The following is a 16,329-nucleotide window of genomic DNA, read 5'->3' as shown; positions in this document are numbered from 1 at the left end:
CCTAAAAAAGCACACCCACATTTTTTTTGGGTTTGGGTGTTGGTGTTGTAAAACAATGCCAAATTATTGGGGTGTTCGTGTATAAACATTAAAAACCGCGCGCACACCCACAAGTTTTTGGTGTGGTATGTGGTATTTAATTAAGTAAAACCATATTAAAATACAAGCGAACAGTTATGTACAAACCCATTGTATATTAATTGGTGTGGGTTGGTGGTATAGCTGTGTAGCTAATACCATGTAATTTTTTAAACGAGTTATCTGTGGTAATTTACCCGTTGTGCACCAACCTACTGGGTTTTGGGTGTTGGTGTTTGTATCACTTTGAATCATAAAAACCAACTTTTTGAGTAAGTTTAAACTTGTTGTGCAATATTATTTGGGTTTTGGGTGCTACCACGATTTACAACAACCTTTTTGTTTAGATATTTAGATATTTGGTCTAGGGTTAAATAATTTGTGAAACATGTGTTGATTTGTTGATAAAACCTGCAATCCGTATATTTTACAGGGTGTTTAAGAGATGCAACCTTTCAACAAAGGAGCAACAAGAAAATAGGTAAAAATTTGTTGATTTGTTGTTGACTCGTGGTTTACGTCCAAAGCCACATAATTCAAAGACATGAACGAACCAACAACAAATCAACACTAAACTGCGCTTAAAATAAAATTCTCTTTTAAAAAAGTATAATATCGTCCTTTACATTTGGTTTCTTCTACTATTAACCCACCGCTCGGCATATTCGCTAAATGGTATTTGATGTAGGTGCTGTTTGTGCTTTCCAATTGAAATTTATCATTCAAACATTTACGAATATTTGCGCTTGTTGCCCGAATATTATTTTTCGACAGTTTTTCTACTAGGTCACCTAATGAATACTGCAAAACTTCAACTTCAAATTTTATAAAATCATCAATTATAATTTCTTCAATCTCCCTGTTTAAATATGTTCTATTTCCCTTGACTAAACGCAATAGTGCCTTTGTGTGAATTTGTTCTTTAGTAAACCACATTCGGGTTGTTCTGGGAGTTACAATCTGCCGCTGATTTAAGTAAAACATAAAATGCGGCAGCTCAACTTTTAATTCATCTAACAAATTGGGGTTTTCCGAATTAAATTGTGGGACATCAAGTACCCAATATCTAATTTCATCTTCATCAACTAATATGAAATTATCAATATTGTTTGAGCACAATATGAACTTGCCAAAAAAACCAGATTCCTTTTTGTCAATACCTTTCGCTTCCGTTTTATAAGATCTAGCTGTAGATAAGTTTTTGATGCGTTCGCTATCTTCCTTTTTATCTAACAAAGCTTCATCAACCGCTATAATTTCTTTGTTCGACCAATCTGAATTAAATTGGCTGCGAAAATCCTCATTTTTATTAATGGTCATGTTCCCCTGAAAAATTAACTTCAACCAATACAAAAAAGTAGTTTTCCCAGTGTTTCTAGCTTGACTAACTAAACATAAAATGGGTAAAATTTCGGTAGGTTGCTGCCATAAAATTGTTAAATAGTCTAACCCAAGTTCATAATGATTCCCGAAAATATGTTTTAAAAACATATCCGTTTTTAGAAACTCACCTGCTTCAAATTGATGTTCAACCTTTTCAAATTTATTATAAAACCCATTAACACTCTCCTGGTAGTTTGTGTTGGAAGGAATTGAGCAAAATCCATCATATTTTGGAATTTTGCTCAAAACCTCTTTTCCTTCATCCTGTATTATTTCTCCCTTTTTCCATTTTAGAAGTACATTACAGGTGTCACCACTTAACAGCGGCATATTTGACAGTTTGTAATATTCTGTACCTATTCTTATGTAGTCCATGAGCTATTGATTTTGAAAAAAGTTAATCACTACATTACTACATTTGGAATAGTCGGGTTCTGGCTTTAATTTTACCACAAAACAAACCGCTTGCAATTCTGGATTTTTAGCCATTTCGTTCCTTAAACCTTGAAGAAAACATATGGACAACTCTCGTCTAATTTCTTGCTTTGTCATAGCTTATTTCATTAAAGGCTTAATACATTCCAATAATTGAGAACGCTTATAATAGCGTCTGTTACCAATACCAAAGGCCATTACTTTGCCTTTGTTTGTCCAATGCCATAAAGTACTTGGATCGATTTTCAAAAAGGCACATGCCTCTTCTCTAGATAATAATTCATCGTTAGCTTGAAGATTTGCTAATGATTTTTTGAAGTCAATTAGTTGACCTCTTACACTTGAGTCCACTAAGTCCCTTAGTTGCTCTGGTGTCATTTCCGATAATAGGATCGATTTGTTTACCATAATTGTTTTTTTTTAATTATGGTGTAAAATTGAAAATAACACAGGTTTTTGTTTAACAGGAAATTGTGTGTTTTTAAACAGGAATTCGTGTTTTAAAAAACATGTTTTTACGTATACAAAATTAAATATCTGGAAAACAACCAAATATATCTTTATATATATACTTGAATTCTGTTGCTTTTGGGTTTGAGGGACTATAGCATTGATTTGAATCTATCCTATCTAAAACTATTGCATACTTATCAAGTTCTTTTATAAAAATAGGTGCTGAGCAATGTATTAACCCTAATCTATTCATCGTGTCATAAAAAAAACTAAATATGGCTTGTTTTTTATTGTTGTCTTTAAATTCTTTTACATAACGTTCGAACAGCAAAGAAGCCAACTTACTTTTAAACACAGATGTATTGAACCCTTCTATCAAAAATAACGTTTCTTCATAATCGAGATTTTTATCTCCTTTTAAGAGCAAAACTTGATTATAAATTTTTTTCAAGGTATGCTTAATTGCATTTAGTTTGCTAATAGTAATAGTTGTGTTCGTATTTGAGCTATGAATGGAGGTAACTTCACTAGGATAAGAGAAGTTAGGTTCCGATTTACTCATTTTAATTATCTCATCAAAATATCGTAAATCATCTTTGGTATATTCTTTTGAATTTTTAGTTTCATTATAACGTTTTATCTTAGGTAATATGTCCTTTAATAAAATAACATGATTTTCTTCAGACTTGTTAATACAGGTATTAACTAATTCAACAGATCTAGTCAAGAACTCATAATTGGTTATCATAAATTCTTTTTTAGCGAAATGCATTATTCTCAAAACACTTTGTTCGTAAAAATTTTCGTTATCAATGAATGCATCAAATAACTTGGTGATATAATCGGCTTTTGTCATATCAGAAATATTTGGTTAATTCTAGAGCTATATCTTTATTGCTTTTTCCTATGTAGCTTAAAAACATGGACTCCGTACTGTGTCCGGTAACATATATTAAAAAATTGGTGGGTATTTGACCATAAAAATTGGTAGCGAACGAACGACGTCCAATGTGCGAAGTCACTAGCTCCCATTTCTTATATTCTTTTTCAACATTTCTTATTTGTTTTACCGCATCATCTTCTGAAATATTATCCTGTTTTCTACCTTTAACTTTTTCTTTGATTTTTGCTTTTTTACAAACAAGTTTAATGTATTCATTATAGCATTTATGAGAAATTTGTCTTGGGAAATCACCGCCATTCTTACTTAATATTTCTAACACTTTGGGGTGAATTGGAATGGTCATTACCTTTTTAGTTTTCTTTTGCGTAAACTCTAACAAATACTTGCCATTTTCTTCCCTAATCATATTTTTTCTAAACCGCATGAAGTCAGAGATACGTTGACCTAAATAACAACTTATAATTAACCAATCTCTAGCGTTTTTTAGGTAATCGTGTTTTAATTCTGTTTTGTTAATGGACTCCAATTCTTTAAAAGACAAAAATATATGACTTACTTTTTCTTTTTGAACCTTCAAAGTGTCCATTTGATTGCTAACCTTAATACCGTTTGCTCTGGCGTGTTTACAAAAGGTTTTTATCAAACCTAATTCTCTTTGTATGGTATTTATGGCGTAATTTTCCATTTTACAAAATTCGACAAACCTGTTTTTAAAACTTTCATCTACATCTTCAACTAGTAATGTTGTATTATAATAAGATTCCAGTCTTTGTAGCTTATGCTTAATTACGTTAAACTTTTTAATGGATGCGGAAGCAACTTCTTTTTCCTTTTGCTTAACAAAATATTTAATGTAACCTATCAAAGTTTCAGGTATGGACTTATCTAAACCCTTTGGATTGTAATACAACTCCATTACCTTTTCCACCCATTCTTTAGTAATTAATTTGGGATGCGTACTATGAAATGAATTTAAAAAATAACTTTCAATATTTTTCAATTCTGTTTTAATTTCAAATTGCCTGTTAAGAATTTCTATATCCTTTGGTTTTTTCAATTTGTGCTGTTTGTCCCAATACTCCTTAGTTATTAATAACTTAGTTTTAGCTGCGAAAACATAATCAATGTCTTCATATCTAAATAAAAGTCTTAACTGTAATGGAGCTTCGGTTTTTACCGATCTATAAAGAAAATTAACTGAGGCCATGATTAAAATCTGTACGATTACTGTACGGTAAATTTAAAATTTATTCAATTTACTACAATCTAAATCAATAAAAAGATATTAACAAAACCTTGTTAAGTATTGATTTCATTATGATTTAACAGGTTTTTAAAGGGTTAACTGAAGTTGTATTATTTTGTTTAACCCGTTCCCATCTTCTCCACAGTGATAGAAAGGCTTTCAAGGGATTATCCTTATTAAGCCTTTTTTTGTGCCGAACTTTTGATTTATTCTTATTATAATTTCTTTACTGTTTATGTTTTATATAATAATTTGTCAAGTTATTAAAAAATAAGCGTTGATATTCTATTAGTTTGATAATAAATGTCTATGCAATATTTTTAAACAAAGTATTTATAAGAGATTCATTTTCCTAAATATTTTTTACCTTCGAGAAACTTACCATAATTTAAGAAATGCATAAAGCTAACGTATTATATATATTAAAGTCATTTATTCTAATGGTTTTAATTTTTGGATGTTCAAATACATCTAAAGCCAAAAAATACAAAATTGGTTTCTCACAATGTATAAGTGATCATCCGTGGCGTGAATCTATGAACCATTCAATGCAGGTTCAAGCGTCACTATCACCAGAATTTGAACTTAAAATTTTTGAAGCTAATAACAATCTTGAACTACAAATAGAACAGATTAGGACAATGATTTCAGGAAATTATGATGTTATTATTGTTTCTCCTATGCTATCAGACAAATTGGTACCAGTCATTTCAGAAGCATTTGATAAGGGCATCCCTGTAATTTTAATTGACAGAAAGATAAATTCAGAGAAATATACGACTTATGTAGGGGCCGATAATTTAGAAGTAGGTAGAAATGCTGGAAATTTTATTGCTTCTGCCTCAAAAACGACAACTAACGTAATTGAACTTAAAGTTGGCGACAATGCTTCACCTTCAGTTGAGCGCAGTAAAGGTTTTTATGAAGTTGTAGATAGTTTAACAAATATAAGAGTAGTAGCAAGTATTGACTATACAACTCCTAAAGAACATGAAAAAATATTATCAAGAGTGCTTGATTCGCTTAAAAATGTGCGGGTCGATTACTTCTATGCTTTTAATGATCTTTTAGCATTTGAATCTTGGCAAATTGCCAGAAAAAAAGGAATAGACAATATTAATTTTATAGGGGTAGATGGCCTTAATATAGAAAATGGAGGTATTGATTTAGTTAGAAAAGGAATTCTAAAAGCGTCAATTTTATATCCGACAGGCGGGTCTGAAGCTATTAAATTGGCTGAGAGAATTGTAAAGGGTGAAAAAATTTCTAAATCAAATCTGTTGACTACAACAGTTATTGATATACACAATGCAGATATCATGAAAAATCAATTTGACAAAATTGATGAAACCCAAAATAATATTGAAAAACAGCAAGAACGAATTAAACAGCAGGAAAAAACATATTCTACCCAATCAAATATTTTAAAACTGGTATTGGGCCTGCTAATTACTAGCGTTTTGTTAGCATCTTATATTATTTATTCTAGCAATAAACTTAGAAAGAAAAAACGAGAGCTTGAGCTACGAAACCAAAAAATCACAATCCAAAGAAATCAAATTAAAAAGATAGCTGAAGAAGTTAAGATTAGTAATGAAGCCAGGGTTAATTTTTTTACTGGATTGTCACATGAATTTAAAACCCCAATTACACTTATTTTATCTTCAACCGAATCGTTGACTGAAAACAAAGTAATACGAGATAATAAACTATTGAATGAAGTTGGTTTAATCTATAACAACTCAAAACGTTTACTTCGATTAATTAATCAGTTGCTTGATTTCAGAAAAATAGAAGACCGTAAATTTATACTAAAAGCTTCTAAAACAAATTTGTACCAATTTTCTAAATTAATTTTTAAAGATTTTGAGCGTGAAGCCCAAAAACGGAATATCAGTTTTACTATAAACACTAATAACCCAGATTTATTTATTTTTTTAGATAGAAATTTAATGGATAAAGTGTATTTTAACCTACTATCCAATGCGTTTAAATTCACGCCTAATAACGGTGCAATTTCAATAGATATTATTGATGAAGCTGAAAGCAATTTTGTGAAAATTCATTTTAAAGATTCTGGTATAGGCATCCCTAAAAAAGAAATGGATAATGTGTTTCAAGCCTTTTTTCAGGGGTCTAATAATAATAAGGCAAGTTCAGGTATCGGGTTGCACCTCTCAAAAGAATTTATCGAAATGCATAAAGGTACCATTGAAGTTAATTCTAAACATGGTACAGAATTTATAATCACGCTTTACAAGGATAATGTTCATTTAAATTCTGATGAAATAGTTTATGAGCCAGATATTATTGATAGTTCCATTATACATTCTAATTTAGAGTACGAAGACGATGCTTTTGGCGAACAATTGGTTCTAAATGATAATGAACATTATTCCGTTTTAATCATTGAAGATAATCCTGATTTGATAAAATATTTAAAAGGTAAATTGTCTTCAGAATATAGTGTGCATGTATCAGATGGAACGGATGGTATTGAAAAGGCTATTGAGATAATCCCCGATATTATTTTATGCGATATTAGCTTGCCAGATAAAAGTGGCTTCGAAATTTGTGAAATTTTAAAGAAAGATTTAAGAACGTCTCATATTCCAACCATCATTCTAACAGCATTAAACAATAAAGAATCTTATATTAAAAGTCTGGAAGTTGGAGCAGATTTATTCTTAACCAAGCCCTTTAGTTTTGCAATTTTATCACAATCCATAAAAACGCTGATCTATAATAGAGAAAAACTTCGCTATTATTTTGTAAACAATGTTCATACTCTAGATGATATCAGTAATTTTGGTTCTTTAGAACAAGAGTTTATTTCTAAAGTCAATAAAATAATTCATGACAACATTGATAATTCAAAATTTTCTGTTGAAAATTTAGCAAACAATTTGAATATATCCCGAATTCAATTGTACAGAAAAATGAAAGCCATTATAGGTGTAAATGTTAGTGATTACATTCAAAATATTCGTCTTGAAAAAGCGAAATACTTGCTTCAAGAAACACAATTAACAATTTCTGAAATTGCCTACGCTACCGGTTTTTCTTCTCCCAATTATTTTTCCACCAGTTTTAAAGTGAAATTTAAAAAATCACCAAAAGAGTTTAGAGAAGAGTAAGTTCGAACAAAAAGCACTTCTTTTAATTGGTATTTTCATAAAATATTGGTCAATTATTTGACTGATTTTTTATTTTACATCCAATTTTTACTCAGGTACTTAATTAAACGGCCTTCTTTTTGTCAATTTAGCAAATGAATGTGCTTGTTTGGTGTTACAATTTTAAACAAAAATGTAACAATATTGAAAGTTGTATTTTTTAACAACAACAATAAATATTTTTAAAGCATTGTAAATCAAATAGTTATTTGTTATTTAACAATGACTTAACAATTTCATATTCATTTGATACAAATCTAAAATACAGATAAGCACTTTCAATGTACATTGTGAACACTAAACTAAATACACCACCACATGAACAGAAAGATATTAATCTGGTCTATTACTGCAGCATTAGCAGGTTTCTTATTTGGATTTGACACCGTAGTTATATCGGGCGCTGAAAAAAAGCTACAATTATTATGGGACTCATCTGATATGTTCCATGGCATTGTTGTGATAGGCATGGCATTATGGGGCACAGTCGTAGGGGCATTTTTTGGAGGTATTCCTACCAATAAATTAGGAAGAAAAAACACCTTAATATGGATAGGTGTACTATATACCATTTCAGCCATTGGTTCTGGTTTAGCAAATGACCCTTGGACATTTGCTATTTTTAGATTTATTGGAGGCTTAGGCGTAGGAGCTTCAACTATTGCGGCTCCGGCATATATCTCTGAAATTGCTCCGGCTAAGGACAGAGGGAAACTTGTTGGTTTATACCAGTTCAACATTGTGTTTGGTATTCTTATAGCTTTTTTATCAAATTACTTATTAAATAATGTGGGCGAAAACGCTTGGCGTTGGATGATAGGTGTGGAAGCTTTTCCTGCTGCTATTTACACAGTATTTGCTTTAACAATTCCAAAAAGCCCACGTTGGTTGCTTACCAAATTTAGAAATAGTGAAGCTATAGGGGTTCTTAAAATTATTAATCCAGATCAAGATCCAGAAAAGCTCATGTTAGAGATTAAGGATGAAATGGAAAACACCGTACCTAACGAAAATATATTCCTTAAAAAATACAGATTCCCATTAATTCTAGCTTTTTTGATAGCATTTTTCAATCAGCTATCAGGTATAAATGCGCTATTATATTATGCTCCAAGAATTTTTGAAGAAGCAGGACTTGGTGAGAGTACAGCTTTATTGAGCAGTATTGGGATAGGTGTTACCAATATGCTTTTTACACTGTTAGGAATTATTCTAATAGACAGATTAGGAAGAAAACAATTAATGTACATATGTTCATTTGGTTATATAATTTCATTGAGTCTAGTTTCAGCTGCCTTCTTTTTTAGTTGGGAAGGTAGCATTGTACCCATATTACTGTTCATGTTCATAGCATCACATGCTATAGGGCAAGGAACTGTGATATGGGTATTTATTTCAGAAATTTTCCCTAACCATTTAAGAGGCTTTGGGCAATCATTTGGTAGTTCAGTGCATTGGGTGCTGGCAGCAGTTGTGCCTTCTTTGGTTCCCATATTATTTTCAACCATTGGAGCAGGCATGGTATTCTTGATTTTTGCCATAATGATGGTACTGCAGTTACTATTTGTGATTTTTATGATGCCAGAAACAAAAGGCGTGTCTCTAGAAGAGTTGAGCAATAAGTTAATAAAAGAAAGAACAAAATAAGAGTATGAAAAAGCATTTTTCAATATTACTGATAGCGGGTTTAATATGTGCGTTGGGGTGTAAACAATCTTCACAAAATGTAGATGAAGCCTTAGTGGAACAAAAAGATGTTCTTGTTGAGAAATTTAGACCAAATTTCCATTTTACACCTAAGGCAAATTGGATGAACGATCCTAATGGATTGGTTTATTATAAAGGTTACTATCATTTGTTTTATCAATATTATCCAGACAGTACCGTTTGGGGTCCTATGCATTGGGGGCATGCCAAAAGTAAAGACCTTTTACATTGGGAGCACAGACCTGTTGCTTTATACCCAGATAGTTTAGGGTATATTTTTTCGGGAAGTGCGGTAATTGATAAAAACAACACGGCAGGATTTGGTAAAGATGCGATGGTCGCTATTTTTACCTACCATGATCCAGTTAAAGAAAAAGAAGGTAAAATTAATTATCAAACCCAAGGTATTGCTTATAGTAATGATGAAGGCGAAACTTGGACGAAATATGAACATAATCCTGTAATTAAAAACCCTGGAATTAAAGATTTTAGAGATCCCAAAGTTTTTTGGAATGAAGAAAAATCGAAATGGCAATTAGTATTGGTGGCCAAAGATCATGTTCAAATTTATGAATCGCCAAACATAAAAGATTGGAGTAAAATTAGCGAGTTCAGATTTAATGATAATCCACCTCTAGGAGTATGGGAATGCCCCGATTTATTTAAGTTACCTGTAGAAGGGAGCAATGAGCAAAAATGGGTTTTAATTATCAGCCATGGTGGGGAAAGTGCTCCAAATGGAGGTTCGGGTACTAGATATTTTGTTGGCGATTATGATGGCACGACATTTACTACTAATCAAAAAGAAAGTCAATGGATTGATTACGGCACTGATAATTATGCAGGTGTAACCTTTAATAACACACCAGACAATAAGAGAATCTTTATAGGATGGATGAGTAATTGGAATTATGCGACCGTTACACCAACCGAAAAATGGCGAAGTGCGATGACACTTCCTAGAGAATTATCAGTTTATAAACAAAACAATCAATACTTCCTAAAAAGTAAACCAATAGATGGTTTTGATGCAATGACTCAAAGTGTTGCAAAAAATGAAATTTCAGGAGATTTTCCTCATAAAATCAGTTTTGAAAATTTACAGCATAGCGAAATCAGTTTTGATGCTGAAATAAAAGACTCTTTACAAATTGTATTTTCTAATAACGAAGGAGAAAAGTATATACTGGCTTATAATAAAGCTAATGGCTTATTCACAACCGACAGGACCCATTCAGGGCAAGTTGATTTTAGTGAAAACTATTTAAAAACTGCTTTTCAAACTATGAATATAGGTACTAAAGATGCGCTTTCTATTAAAATAGTTTTAGATGCATCATCTGCAGAAATCTTTTTGAATAATGGAGAATTTGTGATGACCAATCAAATTTTTCCAAATGAGAACTACACGCATTTTGAAATACTTCCGAATACGGATTTAAAAATTGAAAATTTTAATTTAAAAGAAATTGAAAATGCGATTGAGTAAATATTTTATTAAATCAGGTTTTATGTTTTGCACGATAATATTAGCATTTTTTGTTGCCTTGTCATGTAGTAAAAGTGATGACAATCCAGATCCAAATCCTGATCCTATGCCTTCCAATGATTTGAGGGGTGTTTTTGAATTTAAACTTAATGAATCAACTGGTTCCGTTACCACTGAAACTTCTACTGGAAACAGTTTTGATATTTTAGGAAGTGGTATAAATAGAATGACAGGTGTTCAAGGAAACGCACTTTTTTTCGATGGACTTTCAAATAATGTGAAAGGCACATTGCCATCAAGTTTAATTCCAAATTCAAATCTTACGGTGTCTTTGTGGGCATCACCTAAAGCATATCCAATTGGTAACGGCGCTATGTTGGCTTTAACAACACCAAGTACCAACACAGGTTTTATGGTTGGTATAAACAAGTTCGGTCAAATTGTAGTTCAATATAATGTGAATAATACTTTTTACGAACAAGTAACTAACGAAAGTATTGATAGAGATAAGTGGAATCATATTGTTGTGGGTTTAACACCTCAAAAAAAGTATATAATAATTTATCTAAATGGAACTGCTATTAAAACCACTAATGTAGCTACAGGAACTATTTCATGGCCTACAACAACTACAGAGGTTAGTATTGGTAAAAATACGATGGGCGAAAAAATGGGCATTTACGATGTTGACTATTTTTCTGGTGCCTTAGATGAAATTAAAATTTATGCAGGTGAAGCTACCCAAGAAAATGTAAATAAAATCAAAGCCAATTATACACCACCTAGTAATGTTAGTTATTCATTCAATATTGATTATTCTGCTGATAGTAACCGCCCTACGTATCATGCCATTCCAGATTATGGTTGGGCAAATGAGTCATATGGTTTAATTTATCAAGGGAATAAATACCATATGTTCTACCAAAAAAATGAAGTGTTCTTGGGAATATCACAACAAAATTGGGGTCATTTTACAAGTACAGATTTAGTGAATTGGGACGAACAAAACGCTGTGCTTTGGCCTACTCCAGGTTGGGATAATTTTGGGATTTGGTCCGGAGATGCGATTATATTGCAAGATGGCACACCAGCTGTAGTTTATACGGGTGTTAACGGAATTAAAGCTGGTATAGGTACTGCAACTTCAACCGATAATTATAATACGTTGGTTAAAAATCCAAATAATCCAGTGATTGCTGGAGCGCCAAGTGATGTCAATATGGATTTTCGTGACCCTTATGTATGGTTTAAAGATGGAAAATACCATATGATAATAGGCAGTGGAGTTTCATCAACAGGAGGGAATGTAGTGTACTATAGCAGTACAAATTTTAATAACTGGACGTATGGAGGTATTGCTTTTCAAGGTAATAAAGCGAATGGTGAAGGTGGCTTTTGGGAAATGCCAATAGTATATGAATTCCCAAACGGAAAAGACATGTTGTTGGTGCAAAAAACTCCAGATGCCACACCTGCTGTTACGTTTTACTGGATTGGACAGTTTGAAAATGGAAAATTCACACCAGATTTTGCTACACCTAAAAAGTTTGAAGTCGTTAACGGATTTTTATCGCCGACAGTTACCAAAGATACAAATGGACTAATAACAGCTATTGGAATTATTCCTGATGAAGTGAATGCGCAATTTCAAAAGCAACAAGGTTGGGCAAATTTATTCAGTGTACCACAAGTTTGGGAGCTTGATGTAAACAACGATGTTATAATAAAACCACACCCTAATTTAAATAGTTTGCGCGGAAATGCAACAAGTTTTAATGCGCTTTCTATTACAGATGGTGGTTCAAATTATCTTAATAATTTCAACAGTCGCCACTTTGAAATGGAAGCTACCATTAACACGGGAACCGTTAATGTTATTGGATTTATTTTTGGCAAAACACCTAACAACGAAGAATTTTATAAAGTATCATATAATATGACAACCCAAGAATGGATCGTAGATGCTTCAAATTCTTCATTAAACACACAAGTAAGAAGAGATGTAAGAAAAGGGGCTTATGCCATAACTCCGGGTAGCATTATTAATGTTAGAGTTTTTATTGATGGCTCTGTTCTCGAAGTATTCGTTAACAATAAGTCTCATTTTACAGGACGCTTTTTTCCAACATTTGCCAATGCCACAGGAGTTGATTTATTCGCTACCGGTGGTACCGCCACTGCAGATGTTACTTTATATAATATAACTAACTAAAACAAGAACTAATGAAACAAAAACAACTCGAAAAGAAGTTAACTGTAACCTTTCCTAAATTTAGATTTAGTGTTAAAACAGTTATTTATGATGATGCTAATTCAGCATAAAATAGAATAAACAATACCTAAATAAATTAACTAAATGAAGAATAAATTTTTAATTATTATGAAACAATTCACTATCATTTGTTTGTTTTTATTTTCTGCAATTACATTTGCTCAGAATACAACGGTAAAAGGAACTATTACTTCAGAAATTGATGGAATGGCCTTACCAGGAGTATCTGTAATTGTTCAAGGAACAAGCAATGGAACTGCAACCGACTTTGATGGACAATTTCAGTTGCAAGTAAAACAAGGAGATATTTTGGTTGTTTCCTATGTAGGATACAAAGAAGTAAAAGTAACTGTAGCTAGTGGTGCAAATTATAATATTGCGCTTCAGGAAGACATTGCACAATTAGATGCAGTTGTTGTTGTCGGATATTCTACAGAAAAGAAAAAGGATATCACAGGGGCTATAACCATCGTTTCTGTTGATGAACTTAACGCTGTTGCTACACCAAACGTTATTTCTAAACTTCAATCAAAAGTACCAGGTTTAAGTTTAACATCATCAGGTGTTCCTGGGGGTAATGACACACAAATATCCATTCGTGGTTTAACATCGGTGTTTGGTGGTACAGGTCCTTTATGGGTCATTGATGGTGTACAAACAAGCACGCCATCTGGTTTAAATCCTAACGATATAGAAAGTATACAAGTACTAAAAGATGCAGCTTCTGCTGGTATTTATGGAACTGAAGCTGCTAGAGGTGTAATAATCGTAACAACTAAACAGGCAAAAAGCGGTACAAGTAAAATTACTTTAGATTCTCGAATAACCTTAAATACCATTAGAGAAGATTTCAGTGTTTTAGGATCTCAAGATTGGCTAGATGTAAGGTATAGAGCAAATGGCGGTGTGCCAGTGGTAGCAGGAAACTTTGTTTACACACCGGGAACGCCTTTACCAGAATTTTTAGATGCTAACAATAATTTAAGAGTTTCTAATACCAATTGGGTAGATGTTATTACTAAAAACTCAATTTCTACCACAACAGATTTCGGGTATGCCGTTGCAAAAAATAATTGGAAATTATTTACAGGTCTGGGCTATGCCAAAGATGATGGTATTATAAGAAACACATATTACGAGCGAGGTACTTTAAGATTAAATTCAAGTATAAATTTATTTAAGGAAAAGCTTACCATTGGTGAAAATTTAACGGTAGCTAATTTTGGAGAAGTAAAGGCAAATTCTATGGAAGATGCTTTATTGCAAAACCCATTAATTCCGGTTTATGCTGAAGATGGAACTTGGGGTGGGCCAACTGGTGCTGGTTTGCAAGATAAATGGAACCCTTTGGCTATTTTAGATATCAATAAAAATAATGTTGAAAAAACATGGAGAACCTTCGGTAATGTTTATGCAGATTTAGAAATCATTGATGGTTTGAAATTTAGCACCAAGTTTAATTTCGACTTTAACCGTTTTAAGTTTGATGAACAGACAGCCTCTTTCAATCAAAATGGTAGTATTCTAGGAAATATATTTATCCAAGATGGTGAAAATTATGAGCGATTTGCTAGAAATAGAAACGCATCTGATACTTACATTTTCACAAATCTACTTTCTTATAATAAAGAATTTGGAGCCCATTCATTAAGCGCTTTTGTTGGTCATGAAACTTTTAGAAAAGAACAGCAAAATAAATTTTCAAGAATACAAGTGCTTCAGGGAACAAATGTTGACTTTGAAAAAATAGATCAATATGACATCATAGCAGACGAATCTATTTTAGATGCTTATGGTATCGGTCCAGATAGCAAAAGAGAGTCCATGTTTGGTAAAGTATCTTATGATTATGCCGATAAATATTACGCATCTGCTAGTGTTCGTCGCGATGGTAGTTCACGTTTTGGTAAAAATAACCGATACGGTATATTCCCTACAGCCTCTGTAGGTTGGACGATAAGTAATGAAAATTTCATGAAGGAATCCAAAACTATCAATAATTTAAAATTAAGAGGGTCTTGGGGTGGAAATGGAAATGCTGATATTTTGGAATATGCACAATATTCTATTTATAACATTGCTTTAGAAAATAGTAATTATGATTTGTCAGGCGGTGGCACAGGACCTATAGATTTAGGGGTGTCTCCTAACCAAGTTGGAAACCCTGATTTAAAATGGGAACAATCGTATCAAACAAATATAGGTTTAGATGCCAGTTTGTTCGATAACCGTATCAATTTTGTGGTGGATGTATATGAAAAAACAACATCCGATTTATTACTTCAAACGGTGCAACCATCTGTTTTAGGTGAAGCAGGAGGAACATTATTTTTTAATGCAGGAGATATGGTAAATAAAGGAATTGATATTGTTTTAGGGTATTCTTCTAAAATGAAAAACGATTTTAAGTTTGGAATTGATTTAACGTATTCAGCTTATAAAAATGAAGTTACGGCATTAAATAATTCTGATAATTTTATACTTCAAGGTGTATCATATACGGGTGTAGGCCATCCAATAGGATCTTACTTTGGATATATTGCTGATGGTATTTTTAGAACTCCAGAAGAAGTAGCGGTACATGCTGAACAAACAGGTAAAGCGCTAGGAAACATTCGCTATCGAGATATTAATGGAGATGGTGTTGTAAACCAAGACGATAGAACTATAATAGGTAATCCTCATCCAGATTTTATATATGGTATTAATTTATCTGCTACCTATAAAAATTGGGACTTCGGATTGTTTTTTGATGGTCGTCAAGGTAATGATATGTACAATGCCCAAAGAGAACTTTTAGATTTTCCATATTTTGGGTTTAATCACGGTTTAAATACGCTAGACGCTTGGTCCCCAAGTAATGCTAATTCTACGATCCCAGCATTAAGTACTTCTGATACGAATGATCAAAAAAGAGCATCTACATACTTTATTGAAGATGGTTCATTTTTCAGACTTAAAAGTGTAAATGTTGCATATAATATAAACTCAGAAGGGCTTAATAAAATAGGCTTAAAGTCTGCTAAAGTTTATTTGCAAGCAGAGAATTTGATAAATATCACTTCATTTACAGGCTTTGATTATGAAGTTCCTGGATTAAGTAGAACAGGTATTGGAATTGCTGGAATGGCAGTTTATCCACATACAAAAACATTTAGTTTAGGGTTTAACTTACAATTTTAAAGA

The 16,329-nt window shown here is 32.3% G+C and carries 11 protein-coding genes; 5 read left to right on the top strand and 6 right to left on the bottom strand.

Annotation, left to right across the window (positions count from 1 at the left end; genetic code table 11):
- Positions 1 to 174 precede the first annotated feature (174 nt).
- The 6 genes from ACGK9U_RS01415 to ACGK9U_RS01390 form a co-directional block, all read right to left on the bottom strand.
- Entirely contained in the window at positions 175 to 333 is a 159-nt protein-coding gene (locus ACGK9U_RS01415; protein WP_394464571.1) for a hypothetical protein, read from the bottom strand.
- A 315-nt stretch (positions 334 to 648) separates the two neighbouring features.
- Positions 649 to 1,836: a primase-helicase family protein gene (locus ACGK9U_RS01410; RefSeq protein WP_394464570.1), complete on the bottom strand. Its 1,188-nt coding sequence runs from the start codon at positions 1,834 to 1,836 to the stop codon at positions 649 to 651.
- 3 nt (positions 1,837 to 1,839) lie between these two features.
- Entirely contained in the window at positions 1,840 to 2,013 is a 174-nt protein-coding gene (locus tag ACGK9U_RS01405; protein WP_394464569.1) for a hypothetical protein, read from the bottom strand.
- 3 nt (positions 2,014 to 2,016) lie between these two features.
- Positions 2,017 to 2,304 carry a helix-turn-helix domain-containing protein gene (locus ACGK9U_RS01400; RefSeq protein ID WP_394464568.1) on the bottom strand — a complete coding sequence of 96 codons (288 nt, stop codon included), beginning with the start codon at positions 2,302 to 2,304 and terminating at the stop codon, positions 2,017 to 2,019.
- 121 nt (positions 2,305 to 2,425) lie between these two features.
- Positions 2,426 to 3,205, bottom strand: a complete 780-nt coding sequence (locus ACGK9U_RS01395) for a hypothetical protein (protein ID WP_394464567.1) — start codon at positions 3,203 to 3,205, stop codon at positions 2,426 to 2,428.
- 1 nt (position 3,206) lies between these two features.
- Complete coding sequence (locus ACGK9U_RS01390; RefSeq protein ID WP_394464566.1) at positions 3,207 to 4,460, bottom strand: phage integrase SAM-like domain-containing protein; 1,254 nt, start codon at positions 4,458 to 4,460, stop codon at positions 3,207 to 3,209.
- A gap of 479 nt (positions 4,461 to 4,939) precedes the next feature.
- Between ACGK9U_RS01390 and ACGK9U_RS01385 the strand changes: the two genes are divergently transcribed.
- The 5 genes from ACGK9U_RS01385 (at position 4,940) to ACGK9U_RS01365 (ending at position 16,326) form a co-directional block, all read left to right on the top strand.
- Positions 4,940 to 7,636, top strand: a complete 2,697-nt coding sequence (locus ACGK9U_RS01385) for a substrate-binding domain-containing protein (protein ID WP_394464565.1) — start codon at positions 4,940 to 4,942, stop codon at positions 7,634 to 7,636.
- Positions 7,637 to 7,993: 357 nt separating this feature from the next.
- On the top strand, positions 7,994 to 9,322 hold the full coding sequence (locus tag ACGK9U_RS01380) for a sugar porter family MFS transporter (protein ID WP_394464564.1): 1,329 nt from the start codon (positions 7,994 to 7,996) through the stop codon (positions 9,320 to 9,322).
- Between the two features lie 4 nt (positions 9,323 to 9,326).
- Positions 9,327 to 10,871 carry a glycoside hydrolase family 32 protein gene (locus tag ACGK9U_RS01375; RefSeq protein WP_394464563.1) on the top strand — a complete coding sequence of 515 codons (1,545 nt, stop codon included), beginning with the start codon at positions 9,327 to 9,329 and terminating at the stop codon, positions 10,869 to 10,871.
- 22 nt (positions 10,872 to 10,893) lie between these two features.
- Positions 10,894 to 13,083 carry a GH32 C-terminal domain-containing protein gene (locus tag ACGK9U_RS01370; RefSeq protein ID WP_394464562.1) on the top strand — a complete coding sequence of 730 codons (2,190 nt, stop codon included), beginning with the start codon at positions 10,894 to 10,896 and terminating at the stop codon, positions 13,081 to 13,083.
- Positions 13,084 to 13,251: 168 nt separating this feature from the next.
- Positions 13,252 to 16,326, top strand: a complete 3,075-nt coding sequence (locus ACGK9U_RS01365; RefSeq protein ID WP_394464561.1) for a SusC/RagA family TonB-linked outer membrane protein — start codon at positions 13,252 to 13,254, stop codon at positions 16,324 to 16,326.
- Positions 16,327 to 16,329 lie beyond the last annotated feature (3 nt).

It is taken from the genome of Mariniflexile sp. HNIBRBA6329, assembly GCF_043558645.1.
Lineage (GTDB): Bacteria > Bacteroidota > Bacteroidia > Flavobacteriales > Flavobacteriaceae > Mariniflexile.
This window is presented reverse-complemented; position numbering and strand designations above follow the sequence as displayed.

Coding starts and splice junctions, on each gene's coding strand:
- ACGK9U_RS01365 (WP_394464561.1), top strand. CDS start 13,252: ATGAAACAATTCACTATCATTTGTTTGTTTTTATTTTCTGCAATTACA.
- ACGK9U_RS01410 (WP_394464570.1), bottom strand. CDS start 1,836: ATGGACTACATAAGAATAGGTACAGAATATTACAAACTGTCAAATATG.
- ACGK9U_RS01385 (WP_394464565.1), top strand. CDS start 4,940: ATGGTTTTAATTTTTGGATGTTCAAATACATCTAAAGCCAAAAAATAC.
- ACGK9U_RS01415 (WP_394464571.1), bottom strand. CDS start 333: ATGATTCAAAGTGATACAAACACCAACACCCAAAACCCAGTAGGTTGG.
- ACGK9U_RS01380 (WP_394464564.1), top strand. CDS start 7,994: ATGAACAGAAAGATATTAATCTGGTCTATTACTGCAGCATTAGCAGGT.
- ACGK9U_RS01370 (WP_394464562.1), top strand. CDS start 10,894: ATGTTTTGCACGATAATATTAGCATTTTTTGTTGCCTTGTCATGTAGT.
- ACGK9U_RS01375 (WP_394464563.1), top strand. CDS start 9,327: ATGAAAAAGCATTTTTCAATATTACTGATAGCGGGTTTAATATGTGCG.
- ACGK9U_RS01400 (WP_394464568.1), bottom strand. CDS start 2,304: ATGGTAAACAAATCGATCCTATTATCGGAAATGACACCAGAGCAACTA.
- ACGK9U_RS01390 (WP_394464566.1), bottom strand. CDS start 4,460: ATGGCCTCAGTTAATTTTCTTTATAGATCGGTAAAAACCGAAGCTCCA.
- ACGK9U_RS01395 (WP_394464567.1), bottom strand. CDS start 3,205: ATGACAAAAGCCGATTATATCACCAAGTTATTTGATGCATTCATTGAT.
- ACGK9U_RS01405 (WP_394464569.1), bottom strand. CDS start 2,013: ATGACAAAGCAAGAAATTAGACGAGAGTTGTCCATATGTTTTCTTCAA.